The organism is Actinokineospora inagensis DSM 44258, from assembly GCF_000482865.1.
Lineage (GTDB): Bacteria > Actinomycetota > Actinomycetes > Mycobacteriales > Pseudonocardiaceae > Actinokineospora > Actinokineospora inagensis.
On the sequence record NZ_AXWW01000007.1, the window covers coordinates 42,093 to 61,097 of the forward strand.

Annotated in this window: 18 protein-coding genes; 13 read left to right on the forward strand and 5 right to left on the reverse strand. The window is 69.6% G+C overall.

The window, feature by feature from the left end:
• The first annotated feature begins 57 nt into the window (after positions 1 to 57).
• Both ctaC and H504_RS0102355 read left to right on the forward strand, forming a co-directional pair.
• The gene (gene ctaC / locus H504_RS0102350) at positions 58 to 1,014 is read left to right on the forward strand and encodes an aa3-type cytochrome oxidase subunit II (RefSeq protein WP_084467314.1); all 957 of its coding nucleotides are present in this window, start codon (positions 58 to 60) and stop codon (positions 1,012 to 1,014) included.
• A 31-nt stretch (positions 1,015 to 1,045) separates the two neighbouring features.
• The gene (locus H504_RS0102355; RefSeq protein ID WP_026421446.1) at positions 1,046 to 1,447 is read left to right on the forward strand and encodes a cytochrome c oxidase subunit 4; all 402 of its coding nucleotides are present in this window, start codon (positions 1,046 to 1,048) and stop codon (positions 1,445 to 1,447) included.
• A 717-nt stretch (positions 1,448 to 2,164) separates the two neighbouring features.
• Here the strand turns inward: H504_RS0102355 and trpD are convergent.
• The 3 genes from trpD to H504_RS0102370 are packed head-to-tail and all read right to left on the reverse strand — an operon-like array spanning position 2,165 to position 4,078.
• Positions 2,165 to 3,202, reverse strand: coding sequence for an anthranilate phosphoribosyltransferase (gene trpD / locus H504_RS0102360; RefSeq protein ID WP_026421447.1), 1,038 nt, complete (start codon positions 3,200 to 3,202; stop codon positions 2,165 to 2,167).
• 4 nt (positions 3,203 to 3,206) lie between these two features.
• A complete protein-coding gene (locus H504_RS0102365; protein WP_026421448.1) occupies positions 3,207 to 3,617 on the reverse strand; it encodes a hypothetical protein in 411 nt (136 codons plus the stop codon).
• A 53-nt stretch (positions 3,618 to 3,670) separates the two neighbouring features.
• Positions 3,671 to 4,078 carry a hypothetical protein gene (locus H504_RS0102370; RefSeq protein WP_026421449.1) on the reverse strand — a complete coding sequence of 136 codons (408 nt, stop codon included), beginning with the start codon at positions 4,076 to 4,078 and terminating at the stop codon, positions 3,671 to 3,673.
• An 83-nt stretch (positions 4,079 to 4,161) separates the two neighbouring features.
• Here H504_RS0102370 and ctaE point away from each other — a divergent pair, with 83 nt between their 5' ends.
• The 5 genes from ctaE to H504_RS0102395 all read left to right on the forward strand — a co-directional run bounded on the left by ctaE (position 4,162) and on the right by H504_RS0102395 (position 9,441).
• A complete protein-coding gene (ctaE, locus tag H504_RS0102375; protein ID WP_084467315.1) occupies positions 4,162 to 4,791 on the forward strand; it encodes an aa3-type cytochrome oxidase subunit III in 630 nt (209 codons plus the stop codon).
• A 65-nt stretch (positions 4,792 to 4,856) separates the two neighbouring features.
• The gene (qcrC, locus tag H504_RS0102380; RefSeq protein ID WP_026421451.1) at positions 4,857 to 5,654 is read left to right on the forward strand and encodes a cytochrome bc1 complex diheme cytochrome c subunit; all 798 of its coding nucleotides are present in this window, start codon (positions 4,857 to 4,859) and stop codon (positions 5,652 to 5,654) included.
• Positions 5,651 to 6,784 carry a cytochrome bc1 complex Rieske iron-sulfur subunit gene (qcrA, locus tag H504_RS0102385; protein ID WP_026421452.1) on the forward strand — a complete coding sequence of 378 codons (1,134 nt, stop codon included), beginning with the start codon at positions 5,651 to 5,653 and terminating at the stop codon, positions 6,782 to 6,784. The genes qcrC and qcrA overlap by 4 nt, the downstream gene beginning before the upstream one ends.
• Entirely contained in the window at positions 6,781 to 8,412 is a 1,632-nt protein-coding gene (gene qcrB, locus H504_RS0102390) for a cytochrome bc1 complex cytochrome b subunit (protein ID WP_026421453.1), read from the forward strand. The genes qcrA and qcrB overlap by 4 nt, the downstream gene beginning before the upstream one ends.
• Positions 8,413 to 8,502: 90 nt before the next feature.
• Entirely contained in the window at positions 8,503 to 9,441 is a 939-nt protein-coding gene (locus H504_RS0102395) for a serine hydrolase (protein ID WP_245614039.1), read from the forward strand.
• A gap of 331 nt (positions 9,442 to 9,772) precedes the next feature.
• Here H504_RS0102395 and H504_RS0102400 read toward each other — a convergent pair whose 3' ends face one another.
• Complete coding sequence (locus H504_RS0102400) at positions 9,773 to 10,051, reverse strand: Lrp/AsnC family transcriptional regulator (protein ID WP_026421455.1); 279 nt, start codon at positions 10,049 to 10,051, stop codon at positions 9,773 to 9,775.
• A gap of 65 nt (positions 10,052 to 10,116) precedes the next feature.
• On the opposite strand from H504_RS0102400, the gene H504_RS32950 reads away from it, so the two are divergent.
• Positions 10,117 to 10,524, forward strand: a complete 408-nt coding sequence (locus tag H504_RS32950) for a YbaB/EbfC family nucleoid-associated protein (RefSeq protein WP_051385415.1) — start codon at positions 10,117 to 10,119, stop codon at positions 10,522 to 10,524.
• On the opposite strand, the gene H504_RS0102410 is transcribed toward H504_RS32950, so the two are convergent.
• Positions 10,503 to 12,212, reverse strand: a complete 1,710-nt coding sequence (locus H504_RS0102410) for a DEDD exonuclease domain-containing protein (protein ID WP_425394026.1) — start codon at positions 12,210 to 12,212, stop codon at positions 10,503 to 10,505. The two genes, H504_RS32950 and H504_RS0102410, sit on opposite strands and share 22 nt — an antisense overlap.
• Before the next feature lie 110 nt (positions 12,213 to 12,322).
• On the opposite strand from H504_RS0102410, the gene H504_RS0102415 reads away from it, so the two are divergent.
• From H504_RS0102415 to H504_RS32955, 5 genes are all read left to right on the forward strand, one after another.
• On the forward strand, positions 12,323 to 13,675 hold the full coding sequence (locus tag H504_RS0102415; RefSeq protein ID WP_026421457.1) for an NYN domain-containing protein: 1,353 nt from the start codon (positions 12,323 to 12,325) through the stop codon (positions 13,673 to 13,675).
• 48 nt (positions 13,676 to 13,723) lie between these two features.
• Positions 13,724 to 15,505 (forward strand): D-alanyl-D-alanine carboxypeptidase family protein, encoded by a 1,782-nt coding sequence (locus tag H504_RS0102420; RefSeq protein ID WP_026421458.1) that lies wholly within the window; start codon positions 13,724 to 13,726, stop codon positions 15,503 to 15,505.
• 220 nt (positions 15,506 to 15,725) lie between these two features.
• Positions 15,726 to 15,911 (forward strand): hypothetical protein, encoded by a 186-nt coding sequence (locus H504_RS0102425; protein WP_051385416.1) that lies wholly within the window; start codon positions 15,726 to 15,728, stop codon positions 15,909 to 15,911.
• Positions 15,912 to 16,479: 568 nt separating this feature from the next.
• Complete coding sequence (locus tag H504_RS0102430; protein ID WP_026421460.1) at positions 16,480 to 17,535, forward strand: NlpC/P60 family protein; 1,056 nt, start codon at positions 16,480 to 16,482, stop codon at positions 17,533 to 17,535.
• Between the two features lie 103 nt (positions 17,536 to 17,638).
• Positions 17,639 to 18,997 (forward strand): peptidase MA family metallohydrolase, encoded by a 1,359-nt coding sequence (locus H504_RS32955; RefSeq protein ID WP_051385417.1) that lies wholly within the window; start codon positions 17,639 to 17,641, stop codon positions 18,995 to 18,997.
• Positions 18,998 to 19,005 lie beyond the last annotated feature (8 nt).

A 19,005-nucleotide genomic window follows, 5' to 3' on the forward strand; every position in this document is an offset into this window, starting at 1 on the left:
CTGGTGGCGAGCGGATCGACAGTGCCTGGAGGCACCATGTTGAGGAGGAGTCGAGCAGTGGGCACACCCAAGGCCGCCGGGAAGCGTTCGCCGGTCGCCCGGCTGGGCAAGGTCGCCGGTCTGGTCTCGCTGATCGCCCTTGGCGCCACCGGCTGCTCCACCGACGAGGTGCTGCGGTTCGGCTGGCCGGAGGGCATCACCCCCCAGGCGAACCGGATGCGGGAGTTCTGGACCTGGTCCGTGGTCGCGGCACTCATCATCGGTGTGATCACCTGGGCGCTGATCCTGTGGCCGGTGGTCGCGCACCGCAAGCGCGGCGAGACGCTGCCCAAGCAGTTCCAGTACAACCACTTCCTGGAGTGGATCTACACCGGAATCCCGGTCGTGATCGTGGTCGTGCTGTTCTACTTCACCGCCACCACCCAGAACTACGTGCAGGCCGAGACCGACAACCCGGACGTCACCGTCGACGTGCTCGCCTTCCAGTGGAACTGGGAGTTCGACTACGTCGGCTACCGCAACGGCGGCGCCGAGCAGAAGCCCGCCGCCCCCGGCGACACGACCGTGCGCACCATCGGCAGCTCCGCCGAGATCCCGCTGCTGGTCCTGCCGACCGGGCGCACCATCGAGTACAAACTGCACTCGCGCGACGTCATCCACTCGTTCTTCGTGCCCGAGTTCCTGTTCAAGCGCGACGTCTTCCCCCGGCCGGAGAAGAACGACCAGGACTCCACGTTCCAGAACCGGATCGACAAGCAGGGCTCGTTCGTCGGCCGCTGCGCCGAACTGTGCGGCACCTACCACTCGGCGATGAACTTCGAGGTCCGCGCGATCAGCCCCGACCTGTTCGACCAGTACCTCAAGCTGCGCACCCAGACCAACCCGGACACCGGCAAGGGCTACACCGCGGCCGAGGCGCTGACCAAGATGAACTGCGGCGACCTGTGCTCGCCCACGGCGGTCACCACCAAGCCGTTCAACACCGACCGCACGGCTCGCACGGCCACCAAGTGAATGCTCAGGCCCAGGTGAGGATGAGGACAGCATGAAGGTTGAAGCGAGGCTCTTCGACATCACGACGGGCTTCTTCTTCCTGGCCGCGATCGTGTACGGGGTGTGGGCGGGAGAACCGGTCGGGACAGTCGGGCTGATCCTCACCGGTGGGTTGTCGCTGATCGTCGGGTCGTACTTCCACTTCGTGTCGCGGCGGTTGGAGCAGCGGCCGGAGGACAACCCGGACGCTGAGGTCAGTGACGGGGCCGGTGAGTTGGGGTTCTTCAGCCCTGGGTCTTACTGGCCGGTGGGGTTGGCTGCTTCGGCGGCCATGGCGGGGTTCGCCATGGCGTTTTGGCAGATCTGGCTGTTGGTGATCGCGGTGGTGTGTGTGTTGTTCACGGTGGGCGGGTTGGTGTTCGAGTACCACACGCGGCCGAATGCGACTGATTGAGGATTGGTGAAGGGGCCCGTGCACCTGGTGGGTGTGCGGGCTTTTTCGGTTTTCTGGGCTGGTGGGGTGATCTTGGTTCGCGGGTCTTGATGGGGGTCTTGGTTGGATGATCTTGGTTTGGTGATCTTGTCGGGGAGTTCGTCTAGGCTGTGTATTCAGGGGCTCAAGTTCGGGTTGATCATGGTTGCCGGTCGGCTGGGCGGTCTTGTCGGTGGGCTTGGGTAGGCTGTGTATTTGGGGGCTTTGTGCTCGGTTGATCTTGGTGTGAGGGGGCACTGGGCCTCGGCTTCGCCTCGGGGGTCGGCCTGGTCGCCTGCCGGCGACGCCGGCCTCGGGCGCCAGATGAAAGCGGGGGTGCCCGTTGTGGTGAAGTTGTTTTGTTTGGGGCCCCTAGCGGTGGCCTGGGTAAGGCTAAAAGGCGGGGCCACTGGAAAGCGTGGCCTTACCCGCCAGCCAGCTTAGGCCACCGCTCCCCCCAAACAAAACAACTTCACCACAACGGGCGGTTGGTGTCGGCGGGTTTCGAGGCGCGCGGTGCCAGTGTGGGGTTTCGCTGATATGGGGGAGTGTTTTTTTGGGCGCGGTGCGCGTGTGGGGCTTTGTCGATATGGGGCGGGTTTTGAAGCGCGCGGTGTCGGTTGGCGGCCCTCGTCGATGAGGGGCGGGTTTCGAGGCGCGTGGGGTGGGGTGGGGTGGTGGCCTTTGTTGATGTGTTTCCTAGGCCAGTTCTTGGGAGCGTTGGATCCAGCGGTCTAGGAGGGTGGCGGTGGCGCCGGTGTCGATGGCTTCGGCTGCTTGTGTTAGGCCTGCCTCGAAGTCGGCGTAGAGGTCTTCGGTGAGGCCTCGGTGGGTGGCGATGGCGCCGGCGGCGTTGAGGATGACGGCGTCGCGGACGGGGCCTTTTTTGCCTGCGAGGAGGTCTCGCACCACTTGGGCGTTGTAGGGGGCGTCGCCGCCGCGGAGGTCTTCTGGGTGGGATTGGGGGATGCCGAGGTGGGTGGGGTCCAGGGTTAGTTCGCGGACGTTGCCGTCGGATACCGCCCATACCGAAGTTGTGGTGGTGGTGGTGATTTCGTCGAGGTTGTCGTTGCCGCGGACTACCAGGACCGAGGCGCCGCGGGAGGCGAAGACCTCGGCCATGACGGGGGCCAGGCGGAGGTTCGCGCAGCCGACCAGACCGGCCTTGGGTTGGGCTGGGTTCGTCAACGGGCCCAGCACATTGAACGCCGTGGGGATGCCGAGTTGGCTGCGGACGGGGCCCGCGTGGCGGAGGGCGGGGTGGAAGGCGGCGGCGAAGCAGAAGGCGATGCCGATGTCCGCGAAACAGGTGGCGACGGCTTCCGGGGACAGTTCGATGGCGACGCCGAGTTCTTCCAAGACATCCGCGGTGCCGCATTTCGACGAGGCGGCGCGGTTGCCGTGTTTCACCACGGGGGCGCCTGCGGCGGCGGTGACCAGGGACGTCATCGTGGAGATGTTGACCGTGTGGGCCTGGTCGCCGCCGGTGCCGACCACGTCCACGGCGGGGTGGTCGATGTGGACTCGGCGGGCGTTGGCCATCATGCCGTTGGCGAGGCCCGCGATTTCGGCGGGGGTTTCGCCCTTGCAGCGCAGGGCGACCACGAAAGCGGCGATCTGGGCGTGGGTCGCGGCACCGGCCATGATCTCGTTCATGGCCCACGCGGTGTCCGCCGCGTCCAGGTCGGTCCCGGAGACCAGTAAGTTCAGGACGGCCTTCCAGGAACGCTCGGCCATGGGGTCAGCCCCGGACCAGCGGGAGTCGCTTGGTGCGCAGGACGTCGGCGACGGTCTCGGCGGCGGTGAGCGGGTCGAGGGGGTGGACCAGCACGGCGTCGGCCTGGGACCAGGTGGCCAGCCAGCGGTCGTCCTTGCGGCGCACCGCGATCACGATCGGCGGGCACTCGGTGATCTCGTTCTTCAACTGCCTGCACAGGCCGATGCCACCGGTCGGCTGGGCCTCGCCGTCCAGGATGGCCAGGTCGACGCCGCCCGCGTCCATCTCCATCAGCACCTCGGCGATGGTGCCGACCTCGGTGAAGGCGACCCGGCCGATGTCCGCGGCCGGCCTGCGGCCGACCGCTGTGATGATCGTCTCGCGCACCTCGGGCCGGTGGCTGAAGACCAGGATCCTCAGGGCTGCAGTGCTCATGCGGCGGCGTCCTTCACTCAAGCGACGGGTGCACTGATGTTATCGGTCTCACGTCACCTGGTCTGCAGCACGTCCCACCCGAGCGCGTCGCCGCCGAGGCGGGCGGCCAAACCGGCCATACGGGACCGTTCCCGCGAGCACTCCAGGGCGGTCGGCACCTGCGCGCGCAGGGCATGCACCCTGGTCAGGCCACTGTCGTCGACGCCGATCTCGCGCAGGACGTAGCCGTCTTGAGCGATCAACCCGGCCGCCTCGTCGAGCCGGTCCGCGGGTAGCACCAGGTGGTGGCGCAACACGGCCGGTTCACCCGGCCGGAGCTCACCCGACCGCGTGAGCGCGACCGAGGCCGCCTCCGCGTCGTCGAAGCTGCCCGCGACCACCGCCAAGTCCGGTGTGTCCGGGCTCAGTTCCGGCCGTTCCCCGCTGGTGAACAGCGTACGAACCCGATCGAGAAAGCCCACGTCCCCGCCCTTCCCCGCCCGCCACCGGTGTGACGCGGTCTACTCGCGACCCGACCGGGCGAGCCGGGTACCCGCAAGACATAATGCGACCCGTGACTGCAGCAGCGCCCTCCATTGGCCAGCGTGTGCACTCGCTGAACCGGCCGAACATGGTCAGCGTCGGCACCATCGTGTGGTTGTCCAGCGAGCTGATGTTCTTCGCCGGGCTGTTCGCCATGTTCTTCACCGTCAAGGCGCAGAACGACACCGGCGTCTGGCCGCCGCCACTGGCCAACGGGGAGCACATCCACCTGAATGTGCCCTACGCGCTGCCGTTCACGATCATCCTGGTGGCCTCGTCGTTCACCTGCCAGCTCGGCGTCTTCGCCGCTGAGCGCGGCGACGTGTTCGGCCTGCGCCGCTGGTACCTGCTGACGCTGGTCATGGGCGCGATCTTCGTCGGCGGTCAGGCCTACGAGTACTACAACCTGGTGACCAACGAGGGGGTGACCATCCCGTCCGGGGCGTTCGGGACGGTCTTCTACCTCACCACCGGGTTCCACGGTCTGCACGTCATCGGCGGTCTCATCGCCTTCGTGTTCCTGCTCATCCGCACCAAGCTGAGCAAGTTCACCCCGGCGCAGGCGACCTCGGCCATCGTCGTCTCGTACTACTGGCACTTCGTCGACGTGGTGTGGATCGGCCTGTTCGCGGTCATCTACCTGGTCCCGTAGCGATGGCCCGGTTCCCTGACTCGCTGATGTCGCTCACCCGAACCGACAGCAAGGGTTGCCCTTCAATGATCAAGAAACTGCCGCGCCGCGGCAAGCTCCGCAGGCGGGTGGCCGGTCTGCTCGCCCTCGGGTTCGCGCTGATGTCGGTGGGCCTGCTGTACTCCGCGTTCGCGCCGGAGGCCCCGGTCGCGCACGCCGACGGCGACCCGGCCCTGGTGCGCAAGGGCGAGCAGATCTACAACAACACGTGCATCAGTTGCCACGGCCAGAACCTGGAAGGGGTGAAGGACCGCGGCCCCAGCCTGATCGGCGTCGGCGAGGCGGCCACCTACTTCCAGACCGCCACCGGCCGGATGCCCGCGGTCCGCCAGGAAGCCCAGATCGAGCGCAAGCCACCGAAGCTGAGCCCCGAGGAGATCGACGCGATCAGCGCGTTCGTCCAGTCGAAGGGCGGCGGGACCACCCTGCCGTCCGAGACCGGCGCGCAACTGCGCGGCGACAACCCGGCCCGCGGCGGCGAACTGTTCCGGCTCAACTGCGCGTCCTGCCACAACTTCACCGGCCGCGGTGGCGCGCTCTCCTCCGGCAAGTACGCCCCGGCGCTCGACGGGGTCACCGAGGAGGAGATCTACACCGCGATGCTGACCGGCCCGCAGAACATGCCCAAGTTCTCCGACCGGCAGCTCACCCCGGACGAGAAGAAGGACATCGTCGCCTACGTCAAGTCGGTGACCGACGGCAACAACAACCCCGGTGGCGACCCGATCGGCGGGCTCGGGCCGCAGTCCGAGGGGCTGATCGCATTCATCGTGGGGATCGCCGCGCTGGTCGGTGTGACCCTCTGGATTGGGGCTAAAGCATGAGTTCCACCGATCCCCAGGAGCTCCCCTCGGCGGACGAGCTCGCGGCCATGTCCCGCGAGGACCTGGTCAAGCTGGGCGCCAAGCTCGACGGTGTCGAGATCATCGAGTACCCGGACCCGTTCCCGGTCAAGGGCACCCGCGCCGAGAAGCGCGCCGAGCGGCTGGTCGCGCTCTGGTTCCTGCTCGCCGCCGTCGCCGGGCTCGCCTTCGCGGGCGTGTTCCTGTTCTGGCCGTCGGCCTACAAGGCGCCGGGCACCAGCGGCTACGACCTGTACTCGCTCTACACCCCGATGCTGGGTGTGACGCTGGGCCTGTCGGTCGCCTCGGTCGGCGTGGGCACGCTGCTCTACACGAAGAAGTTCATCCCGCACGAGATCGCCGTGCAGCAGCGCCACGACGGCGGGTCCACCGAGGTCGACAAGGCCACCATCATCGCGCACCTCGCCGACGCGGGCACCCGCAACGGCATCGCCCGCCGCTCGCTGATCAAGCGCACCGCGGGCATCGGCGCCGGGGCGATGGGCCTCGGGGTCGGCGTGTTCGCGCTCGGCGGCCTGGTCCGCGACCCGTGGGCGCAGACCGACAGCCCCAACTCGCTGTGGCACACCGGCTGGCAGCACAAGGACGGGGAGAAGGTGTTCCTGCGCAAGGACACCGGTGACCCGGAAGAGGTCGTGCTGGTCAAGCCGTCCGACATGGACGCGGGCGGCATGGAGACGGTCTTCCCGTTCCGGGAGAGCGAGCGCAAGGACCACGAGGCGCTCTCCGCCGCGCTGAAGCGCTCGGACAACCCGGTCATGCTGATCCGGCTGCGCCCCGAGGACGCCGCCAAGGTCATCAAGGCGCAGGGCCAAGAGGACTTCAACTACGGCGACTACTACGCGTACACGAAGATCTGCAGCCACCTCGGCTGCCCCACTTCGCTCTACGAACAGCGGACCAACCGGATCCTCTGCCCGTGCCACCAGTCGCAGTTCAACGCGCTGGAGTACGCCAAGCCCATCTTCGGCCCGGCGACCCGGAAGCTGGCCCAGCTTCCCATCGCGGTCGACGAGGAAACGGGTTACCTTTACGCCAGGAGCGATTTCACCGAGCCGGTAGGGCCGGCATTCTGGGAGCGTAAGTCATGAGCGCCATCACAACTCCCACCAAGCCCGACAACCCGGTCGCCCGTGCCGCGGGCGGCGCGGCCAAGTGGGCGGATGACCGCTACCACATGGCTGGTGGCCTGCGCCGCCAGCTCAACAAGGTCTTCCCCACGCACTGGTCGTTCCTGCTCGGCGAGATCGCGCTCTACAGCTTCATCGTCCTGCTGCTCACCGGCACCTACCTGGCGCTGTTCTTCGACCCCTCCATGCAGGAGGTCGTCTACAACGGCACCTTCGCCAACCTGCGCGGCCTGGAGATGTCCCGGGCCTACGAGTCGTCGCTGATCCTCAGCTTCGACGTGCGCGGCGGCCTGTTCGCCCGGCAGATGCACCACTGGGCGGCGCTGCTGTTCATGGCGTCGATCGTCACCCACATGTTCCGGGTGTTCTTCACCGGCGCCTTCCGGCGGCCGCGTGAGGTCAACTGGGTCATCGGCATCCTGCTGTTCCTGCTCGGCGCCACCGAGGGCTTCGCGGGCTACTCGCTGCCCGACGACCTGCTCTCCGGCGCGGGCCTGCGCATCATGTCCGGCCTGATCCTGTCCATCCCGGTGCTCGGCACCTGGGTGCACTGGCTGCTGTTCGGCGGCGAGTTCCCCGGTGAGGACATCGTGCCCCGGCTGTACACGGTGCACATCCTGCTCATCCCGGGCATCCTGCTGGCGCTGATCGGTGTCCACCTGGCGCTGGTCTGGTACCAGAAGCACACCCAGTACCCGGGGGTGCGGCGCAAGGAGACCAACGTCGTCGGCGTGCGCATCATGCCGGTGTTCGCGGTCAAGGGCGGCGCGTTCATGGCCGTCGTCGTCGGCGTCACCGCGGCCATGGGCGGCCTGTTCCAGATCAACCCGATTTGGAACTTCGGTCCGTTCAACCCGGCGCACATCTCCGCGGGTACCGTGCCCGACTGGTACATGGGCTGGACCGACGGCCTCATCCGGTTGTGGCCCGCGTGGGAGGTCTACCTCGGGAACTACACGATCCCGGCGGCCTTCTTCCCGTTCATGCTCGGTCTGCCGCTGCTCGGCGGCGTCGCGGCCATGTACCCGTGGATCGAGCGGAAGTTCACCAAGGACTACGCGCACCACAACCTGTTGCAGCGACCGCGGGACGTCCCGGTCCGCACCAGCCTCGGCGCGATGGCGATCACCTACTTCATGGTGTCGCTGCTCTCGGCCGCGAACGACGTGCTGGCGGACAAGTTCAACATCTCGCTGAACGCCACCACCTGGATGGGTCGCATCGGCCTGCTGGTCCTGCCGCCGATCGCGTACTACCTCACCTACCGCATCTGCCTGGGCCTGCAGCGCTCGGACCGCGAGGTGCTGGAACACGGCGTCGAGACCGGCATCATCAAGCGCCTGCCGCACGGCGAGTTCATCGAGATCCACCAGCCGCTCGGACCGGTGGACGACCACGGGCACCCGATCCCGCTGGAGTACCAGGGCGCGCCGGTGCCGAAGAAGATGAACAAGCTCGGCTCGGCGGGCGCCCCGGTGCAGGGCTCGTTCTTCACGCCGGACCCGCCGGAGGAGACCGCCGCGCTGGCTCGTGCGCGTGCGGCCCAGCACGGTGACGGGCATCGGGAACTGGAATCCGGGGACAAGTAGGTTCCGCGTTTGTGTGAGGGGCGGCACCCGGTTGGGTGTCGCCCCTCTCACGTCTGCCGGTGCCACCCGTTTCGCGGTAGCCTGCCGGGCGTGATCCAGCGGGTGTTACTCAGTGTGACGGTGTTGGTGGTTGGGGTCGTCGTCACGGGGTGTGCCGATCCGGCGCCCGCGGAGCCTGTGTCGCAGAACGCGATCGCGCCAGTGGCGACGTTGCCCGCTACGTCTCCGGTGTCCCCGTCGGCGTCTGCGCCGGTTGTCACGTCGACTTCGGTGGCTCCTGAGTGTCCGAAGACCGGGTTTGACTGTGACTTCCAGCGGCGGTTCGCGGCTGCTGAGGCTTATCTGGCGGCGCGGCCGGGGACTGTGGGCATCGTTGTGCGGGACCGGACGACCGGGGCTGTGTGGCGCAACGGGCATGCCGATGACATGACCTGGACGGCGTCGACGATCAAGTTGGCGATGGTTGTTGATCTCTTTCGTCGGGACCGGGCTGGGGTGATCACGTTGTCGGCGCGTGATCGGGATCAGATCGCTGCCATGCTGCACAGTTCGGATGATGATGCCGCTACTGCGCTGTGGGCCAAGTATGGCGGGTCTGATCATATGACGTTCAATGACGCCTTCCCGGGGTATGGGATGACGTCGTTGCAGCCTCAGCGGGGGTACAGCAAGACTTATCCGTATTGGGGTTTCCAGAAGTGCACTGCGGCTGACTTGGATCGCCTGATCAATTACGTTCTGGACAAGGTGCCTGCTCAGGATCGGAGCTATATTCTTGGGCAGCTTCGGCAGGTTGCGGTGAATCAGCAGTGGGGGGTGTGGGGGGCGGGGTCTGCTGCTCGTCCGGGGAACAAGGATGGGTGGTCTGAAGAGGACGGGGGGTGGGTGATGAACTCGGTGGGGTTTGTGGGGCCTGGTGAGCGGTACACGCTTGCGATCATGAACAACTTGCGAGGGCAGGGGGGGTATGACGAGGGGAAGGCGACTGATACGGAGGTTGCTCGGATTATCTTTGAGGGGCGGTTTTAGGGTGTGCTTGTCGCCTTCGGCGACGCCGCTGGATCGCGCCAGATTTTTCGGGCTGTGCCCGCTGGGGTGAAGTTGTTTTGTTTGGGGCCCCTGGCGGTGGCCTGGGTAAGGCTAAAAGGCGGGGCCACTGGAAAGCGTGGCCTTACCCGCCGGCCGGCTTAGGCCACCGCCTCCCCCAAACAAAACAACTTCACCCCAGCGGGCAGTTGGTGTCGGCGGCTTCCGAGGCGCGTGGGGCGGGTTGGCGGCCTTCGTCGATTTGTGTGGGGTTTTTGGGTGTGCGGGGCAGGTTGGCGGCCCTCGTCGATGAGGGTGGGGGTGGGGGGTGGGGTTAGTCGTCGCCGATGTTGAAGGCGGCTTCGGTGTCTTTTTGGGAGAATGAGCGGTAGGCGATGTGGGTGGCGGTGTCGAGGACGCCGGGGATTTTGCTGATGTGGCCGGGGATGAGGCGGGCCAGGTCCTCGTGGTCGGTGACGCGGAGGATGGCGACCAGGTCGATGTCGCCTGCGCAGGAGTAGACCTCGGCGACGCCGTCGATGTCGGCGATGGATTGGGCGGTTTCGGTGATGGCGTCGGTGGCGGCGCTGATCAGCACGATGGCGGTGATCACTGGGTCCCTCCGGTGTGGAAGATGTAGGGGTCAGGGTAGGGCAGCGTGGTGGTTACGCTGGGGCGGTGCAGACGCCGGATGAGTGGTTGGCTGAGTTCGAGGCGAAGGTCGCCGACCTGCAGCAGCGGGCGACGGAGTTCAAGCAGGCGGTGGAGGACTCGGCGACCACGGTGTGCTCGGCGGATGGGACTGTCGCGGTGTCGGTGGCCTCGAATGGGGCGTTGACCGGGCTGGTCATCCAGGACTCGGCGATGGGGAAAGCCGGGGCGGAGTTGGCTGACGAGATTTTGGCGTTGGTGCGGCACGCGCGTCAGACCGCCGCGAATGAGGTGGCGCGGGCGTTTGTGCCGTTGGGGGGCGACGCAGGCGTTGTGCAGCGCATCGAGGTGGCGTCGGATGAAGATGCCCCCAGGATTCCCAACGACGATGAGGACTTCTCGGCGCACCGGGTCTACCGGGACGAGTCCTGGTAGTCGGTGAGGGCCTTGTCCGCCCGGTCCAGCCACGGCCACCACTTCGCGGCCGACTGCGCCGGTTCGGCCCACGGGTGTGAACACTGCACCATCCGGGTTCCCGGCTTGTCCAACCAGCGCAGCACCACGCCGACCTCCTCGGCGGCCGCCCCGCGTAACGGACCCTCGTCCGGCAACACCGTCTCCGCCGACGCCACCAGCGCCGCCACCACCGGCATCGGCGGCACCCCGCGACCGGCCACCCCTGCCGACGCCAACCGGCCGTACCGCACCACCGCGAACTCCCAGCCGCCCGACCCGTCCGGCCGGGCGGCCACCAGCTCGGCGATCTCGGCGAGGGTGCTCAGCCGTTGGCAGCGGCCGAGGGCTCGGAGCAGTACTCGCATGCGGTCGCGGAACGCGCCTGCCTGCTCGTAACGCTGTTCGGCGGCCAACTCCGCCAGGCGCTGGTGCAACCGGTCGACCGGGGACAGGTCCCGTCCGGCCACCAGCGATTCCACGGACACCACGGCGGGCGCGTACTCGGCTGGGCTCTGCCGACCGACGCACGGCGCCCCGCACCGGCCCAACTCGGCCAGGGCGCAGGGCGTCGAGCCGCCGGTCGGGGAGATCCGGATCGTGCAGGGGCGGATGCCGGTGGCCTCCTGCAGGGCCGCCATCGCCTCCTCCGCCTGTCCACGCACCCGGAACGGCCCCAGGGCGCCCGCGCGTGGCTTGCGCACCAGGGACAGCCGGGGGAACGGTTCGTCGGTCAGGGCAAGCCACCAGGCGTTGCGGGGGTTCTTCGACCGGCGGTTGTACGCGGGTTTGTGCGCCGAGAGCAGCCGCAGCTCGCGGACCTGGGCTTCCAGGGCGTGCGCGCAACTGATCGTGTCGACCCGGACGGCGAGGGCGACCATCTCGCGCAGCCTGCGCCGGGTCTCGCTCGCGGTGAAGTACTGCCGGACCCGGCGCCGCAGGTCGCTGGCGGTGCCGACGTAGAGCACCTCCTCGGACGGGCCGCGGAACAGGTACACGCCCGGCTCGTGGGGGACGTGCTCGGCGAGGGTCCGCTTCCGGCGCTGCGCGGCCGTCACCTCGGGGATGTAGTCGAGCAGCTCCTCCAGCGACTGCACCCCCAGCGACCCGACCCGCTCCAGCAGGCCGTGCAGCACGTCGACGGTGGCGCGGGCGTCCGCCAGGGCCCGGTGGACCGGTTTGGTGGTCGCGTGGAACAGCTCGGCCAAGGCGGACAGCCTGCAGCTCGGCGCCTCCTCCCGGGTGAGCACCCGCCTGCCCAGCCGCACCGTGCACACGACGGCCGGTTTCGGCCACGGGTAACCCATCCGGGTGCAGGCGGCCTTCACGAAACCCACGTCGAACCCGGCGTTGTGCGCGACCAGGACGGACCCGGCGGCGAACTCCAGGAACGCGGGCAGCACCTGCTCCAGCCGCGGCGCGGTGTACACCATCGCGTTGGTGATGCCGGTGAGCTGCACGATCTCCGGCGGGATGCCCCGACCGGGGTCGACCAGGGTGGCGAACTCGCCGATCACCTCGCCGCCGCGCACCTTGACCGCGCCGAACTCGGTGATCGCGTCGGCGTCGGCGCTGCCGCCGGTGGTCTCCAGGTCGAACACCACGAAGGTGGTCTCGCGCAGCGGGGTGCCCAACTCGTCGAACGCGAGTTGGGCTCTGGGTTGGTTCACCGGCGGGCTCATCACGGCCGAAGCTAGATCAGCCCACCGACAGTCCCGGTCCCGTCCCACCGCGTGACTTCCCCTGCTGCGCGTCGCGGGCACCCGACTAGCCTTAGGGGATGGCGCTGTCGTCCCTGCCCGATCCACCCGACGGGCCCGAGTCGTCTACTTCGGACGGTTCGGTCCCGGTCGTCGAGTGGTCCGGCCTGCCCGAGCCGGTCCGCGGCAGGCTCGCGGAGCTGGGCGCGGTGGCGGTGGGGGCGCTGCCCAAGGTCGACGTACCGCAGCAGTTGCGCGCGGTCGCCCGGTTCGCCCCGGCCAAACGGGCCAGGTTGGGTGGGGCGGCGATCCTCGCTGGTCTGCGCGATGTGCCGGGTTTCCGGACCGCCGTCGTCGAGTGGTGCCGCGAGCACAAGCCCGCCGCGTTGGACCTGGGCGGTGACGACCCGGTGGCGGTGGCGGCCGCGGCGGTGCTGCTCGGCGAGGAAAGCGCGGTGCACTACCTGGAGCTGGTGTCGCGGCGCGCGTCCGACTCGTCATTGCGGGCCGAGCGGGACACGGCGGTGACCCGGCTGCGCAAGGTGGAGGTCGAGCTGGCCAAGGCGCAGGCCGAGCTGGCCGAGTCGGCCGGGCTGGCCGACCGGGTCCGCGCGGAGAGCGAGGCCGAGCTGGAGCGGCTGCGCAAGCGATTGCGCGAACAGGGGGCGCGGCTGCGCGAGGCCAAGGACGCCGCCGCCGCGGCCGAGGCGGCGGCGAACCTGGTGCAGACCAAGGTCAAGGCCGACCTGGCGGCGCTGACCGACCAGCGCGACCGGGAACGCGACCGGGCCGAGAACGAGCGGGCCCGCGCGGCCAGGGCCGAGGCCGACGCGGACATCGCCCGGCAGTCCGCCAGGGAGGCCAGGCAGGCCGACGAGGTCCGGCTGGCCCTGCTGGTCGACACCCTGGACGGCGCGGTCACCGGGCTGCGCCGGGAACTGGCCCTCGGTGGCGGCGGCCCGCGCCCGGCCGACCTGGTGCGCGGCGCGACGGCCGCCCAGGGCGTGGTCGGCCGGGTCGAGGACCCGGCCGCGCTGGAGCGGCTGCTGGCGCTGCCCGCCGTGCACGTGGTGGTCGACGGCTACAACGTCACCAAGACCGGTTATCCCGAGCTGTCCCTCGCCGACCAGCGGGAACGGCTGATCCGCCAGTTGGCGTCGCTGGCCGCCCGCACCTCCGCCGAGGTCACCCTGGTCTTCGACGGGGCCGGGGTGGTCGCGGTGCCGGTGGCGGCGCCGCGCGGGGTCCGGGTGCTGTTCAGCGACCCGGGGGTGCTCGCCGACGACGTGATCAAGGCGCTGGTCACCGCCGAACCGGAGGGCAGGCCGGTGGTCGTGGTCACCTCCGACCGGGCGGTCGCCGACGCCGTGCGCCGCCGGGGCGCGCATCCCGTGCCGTCCGCGGTCCTGTTGGCCAGACTGGGGCGGGTGTAGCGGTCGGCTGTCCGGGTCGGCCGCGGGGGTTGGCAGAGCGGAGGTCGCATGCGGTCCCGGCTGGTGCTCGTAGCCGCGCTGGCGCTGGTCAGCGGCCTGCTTGGCAGGCAGGCCGCCGCACAGACCGATCCGACACAGGCGAGTACGACGCAGGCCGCTCCGCCGCAGATCGAGTCCGGGGTGGCTCCCGGTACACCGCCGCAGGACACCCGACCGGGTGCCGCGTTCGCCGATCCCCAGGTCGCCGAGTTGCAGCACACCGCGGCCGACGTCCAGCGCGAGCTGGCGGGCCTGTCCGACCTGGCCAGGACCGCCGAGAAGCAACTGGCCGACGCGACCCAGCAGGTCAGCACGGCCACCGCGCGGCGCGAGGCGGCCGACCGGGCGGTCGCCGCCCAGCAGTCCGAGGTCGACGCCTACACCGCGGCGCTCTACTCGTCGGTGGGCAAGCCGGGGGAGATGCACGTCCTGCTGACCGCGGGCACCCCCGAGGACTTCCTCGACGGCAGCTCCATGATCGGGCGGCTGCGGACCGACCTGGACACCCGGTTGGGCGCGGCGACCGACCGGCGGCGCGCCGCCGCCGAGGCCGAACAGGACGCGCTGGGCGCCCAGCGGGTGGCGTCCGACCGCAGCGCCGAGGTGGACCGGCGCGACGCGGACGCGACCAACCGGGCCGCCGCCGTGTCGTCGGAACTACGCGGGCAGATAGCGAACACGGACGCTGCCGTGGTTGCGCTGCAGAAGGCCCAACAGGAACGCAACACGGCGACCGCCGCGAACTGGAAGACCTACACGGACAAGCTCGCGTCCGCCGAGATCGCGATCCCCACCGCGACGCAGTTGCGTGACCCGAACAACCTCCCGACTGGACTCCTGCCGCTCCTCGGCTCTGACGGTTCACGACAGCCCGGTGCGGCGCAGGTGGTCGTCAACGGCGACAGGGTGCTCGTGCTCCCCAAAGAGACTTTGGCCGCGGTCACGTTGGCGGTGGGGGCTCTCGGCAAGCCCTATGTGCCCGCAGTGGACGGTGAGGGTCCGGTCGCGTACTCGTGCGATGGGCTTGTCCGCGCCGCTTATGCCTCCGGTGGCATAACCCTGCCCGCTGGTGTGGGGCAGCAGTTCGGGGTTCTTACCCCCGTCGCCGAGCCCCGCCCGGGAGATGTCGTGTTCCTCGGCCCCGCTCGGCTCGGGGCGCAGGGTGTGGGAATCGTGCTGGACGAGAAGACCATGCTGACTGCTGACGCCAGGCTCGCGGGTGTGGCTGTGGAGGACCTACCGGCGACGGACACGGTCCTCGGCTTCGGCAGGGCCGCCCTCGCGCTCCGGGACCCGCAGCCCGCGCCCCAGGCGACGGATAAGGGCGTGCCGTGGCGGTGCAACGGGGTTCAGCTCCCCGCACGTTCGGCCGGGGAGGCTGCGGGCGCGTGGGGCGGGTTCCCCAACGGTCTTATCCCGCTCACGGCTCTATGTCCCATCGGGGTCGGCAGCCACGTCCTCCGGTGCGACGCGGCCCAGAACTACCAAGCCCTGTCCGCTGCCTTTGCGGGCGTGTTCGGACGGCCACTGTGCATCACGGACTCGTACCGCACCTTCGCCGCCCAGGTGCAGTTGTACTCGGTCAAACCGGCCCTGGCGGCCGTCCCGGGCACCAGCAACCACGGCTGGGGACTCGCCGTCGACCTCTGCGGCGGCGTCCAGACGGCGGGCTCGCCGGAATACCTCTGGATGATCGCGAACGCCGGTGTGTTCGGCTGGTCGAATCCGCTCTGGGCCCGCCCCGGCGCCGGTCGCGAAGAACCGTGGCACTGGGAGTTCGTGGCGGCCTGACCGCCCGCCCGTGATCAACCCGTGATCATCCGGCCGCGGTTGCCGCCGATGGCTTGATCACCACGTTCGGGGTAACCTTTCGAACAGGTGAGCGAAATTGTCGGTGCCCTCTCCTAATCTCAGGCCACAACCGCAAGCCGGGTCGATCCACCGGGTCGGCCGACACAGAGGACCTGGGGGCGCCGCCCCCGGGGCAGTGCCAGCTTGGAAGGGGACGGCCATGATCATCGACTGCGATAGCTGCGAGGTCCGCGGCAAGGCCTGCCACGACTGCGTGGTCACCGTGCTCCTCGGCGCCCCGCCCACCGTGGAGCTCGACCCCTCCGAGCAGCTCGCCATCGACGCCCTCGCCAGCGCCGGGATGATCCCCCACCTGCGGTTGGTGCCGATCGAGAAGTCCGCCTGAGCCGCGCCGCGGTCCGGGGTGGACCGTGCCGGTCCGGCCTGGGTTCCGGTCCGGCACCGGTCTGGACTCTGGTCTGAACCATGGTCGGCGAACCGGGCAAAACGGACCGCGATCCGATCGACACGCCCGGGGTAAGTCAACCGGGCGGTGAGTGGTCGCTTCGGTCGATGAGCGGTTCACCCGGCGGGGGACATGCAGGTGATCAGGGCTGTTGTCGTCATCACAGACGGCAGTCATCGCTGCTCCGTTGGAGTTTTCCAGCGACCGGCAAGTCTTTTTCCGCCCGGTCGGTGGACGGGTGGGCTCACTTTTCGTAACCTGTCCGAGATCTCGCGGCCCGCAGCCACCCACCCCGAGGTGGCTACGCGAGATCGCCGCCGAAATCGGCCCCCTCCCCGGGCTGAACCGGATTCCCCCACGGTGGGGTTGTCCTCGATCGGGCGTGCCCGTGCTGCTGGCGCGCGCCCGTGCCAGGTCGGCAGGTACCGCGGCACGTGCGCCGCGACCTGCCCGGCCGCCTCCGAGGCCGCCCCGTCGGCGGTGCGACCGACGAAGGAGTACGCGCGACGTGTCGTCGCATCGACTCAAACGTGCCAAACGCGGTGCCCTGACGGTCACGGCCGTCATCGCCGTGGTCGCCTTCTCGCCGTCCCCCGCCTTCGCCCAGCCCCCGGCCCCGCCGACCACCGCCTCCGAAGCGATGCAGCGGTACCAGGACCTGAGCCAGCAGGCCGAGAAGGCCAACGAGGATCTGCTCAAGGCCCAGACCGATCTCGACGCCAAGAACGCCGAGTACCAGAAGGCCACCAACGACGTCGCGCTCGCGGCGAACAACGAGAAGCAGGCGCAGGCGCTCGAGGAGCAGTTCCGGGACAAGGTGGACCTGCTCACCAACGCCTCCTTCCAGGGCGCCCGGTTCAACAAGCTCTCCGCCCTGCTGACCGGTTCGTCCGCACAGGACTTCCTGGAGCGCGCCTCCGCGCTCAACGTCCTCGCCGCGAACAACCAGCAGGCGCTGGACAAGTACTCCAGCGCGGTGAACACCGCCGCCGACGCGCGCAAGCTCGCCGAGGACGGCCAGCGCCGCGCCGCCGAGGCCAAGGCCGCCGCGGAGAAGCTGACCGCGGACGTCACCAAGACGTACAACGACCTGCAGGCGCAGATCAAGGACGTCACCGAGGCGAAGAACCGGCTCAGCGCCAAGGAGAAGACGGCCCTGCAGGGCACCCCGGACGACGGCGTCTACCTCGCCCCGCCCGGCGCCGCCGGTACCGCCATGGACACCGCCCTCGCCCAGCGCGGGAAGATGTACGTCTGGGGCGCCGACGGCCCGAGCACCTTCGACTGCTCCGGCCTGACCATGTACGCCTACGCGGCGGCCGGGGTCAGCCTCCCGCACTCCAGCCGCGCCCAGTACGGCTACGGCAAGTCGGTGTCCCGCGACTCCCTGCAGCCGGGCGACCTGATCTTCTACGGCAGCAGCGTGGCCTCGATCCACCACGTCGCGATGTACATCGGCGGCGGGCGCATCGTGCACGCGTCCACCTCGGGGGTGCCGGTGAAGACCGACACCATCGACGGCGGCGGCAAGGACTACATCGGCGCTCGCCGGATCGTCGGCTGATCCCGGCGCGCTGACCGGCGGATACGCCGGGACCCGGGGCGGTGCGCGCCCCGGGTCCCACCGCCGGTCGCCGCGCGGCCCGCCCGGCCCTAGGATTTCTCCGGTGACCACCAGGGCGAGGGTGCGGGCGTGGCTGAGCGCTGCCGTCACCGCGCTCGCGCTGGCCGGGATCGTCGTCGGCACCCTGCCCGCGCCGCAGGCACCACCGCAGGCCCAGGTCGGCCAGGCCAGACCGATGGGCGCGGTGCCGCCGCCGACCGAGTCCGAGCGGACCATGGCGGCCGAGCGCACCGCCGCCGTCGACGACCTGCTCCGCCGCCGAGCGGACGCCCTGCTCAACCGGGACCTGGCCGGGTTCACCGCCACCCTCGACCCGAACGCCGACCAGGCCTTCCTGGACGCGCAGCGGGCCCTGTTCGACAACATCGCGGGCATCCCGCTGGACACCTGGTCGTACCTGGTCAACCCGGACGACACCCTCGACCTCACCACGCTGGCCGCCCCCGCCGCCGACCCGACGGCCACCGAGCTGTGGGCCCCGGGGGTCGAGCTGCGCTACGCCCTGCACGGCATCGACCAGACCCCCACCACCCGCCCGATGGGCTACCTGTTCGCCAAGCGCGCGGGCGGCTGGTACCTGCGGTCGGACACCGCGCTGGCCGATCTGGGCAGGCGCAGTTGGCAGGGGCCGTGGGACTTCGGCCCGTGCGTGGTCACCGCCACGGCGAACGGCCTGGTCATCGCGCACCGGGGCAGCCAACCGATGATCGACCGGCTGGCCCATGAGCTGGACCCGTCGGTCGCCGCCGTCAGCGCGGTGTGGGGCGACGCCTGGCCCAAGCGGGTCGCGCTGATCCTGCCGGACAGCCCGGTGGAGATGCGCGCCCTGGTCGGGCCGGACTTCCCGGTCGAGTCCGTGGTCGCGGTCGCCATCGCCGACCGGGTCGACACGGCCAAGCACACCGCCACCGGCCAGCGGGTCGTGCTCAGCCCGACCGGGGCCAGGGCGCTGTCGGCCGCCTCGCTGCGAGTCGTGCTGCGGCACGAGATCACCCACGTCGCCGCCCGGTCGGTCACCGTGGACGGCTCGCCGATGTGGCTGCTGGAGGGCTTCGCCGACTACGTCGGCTACCGGGAGGCCGGCGTCACCCTCGCCCAAGGCGCCCCCGACCTGGCCCGACGCGTTCGCGACACCGGGCCGCCGACCGCCCTGCCCGACGACGGCGACTTCCGCGCCCGCGACCGCAGCCTCGACCTCGCCTACCAGCAGTCCTGGTCCATCGCCCGCTTCGTCGCCGACCGCTACGGCGAACCCCGCCTCGTCCAGCTCTACCGCGCCCTGGCGGGCGCGGGCCCGATCTCCGCCAGCGACACCGACGACCTGCTCCGCAAGGTCATCGGCCTGGACCGGGCGGGCCTGCTCAAGCAGTGGCAGTCGTACCTGCGCGCGACCCTGCGCTGACCGGGACT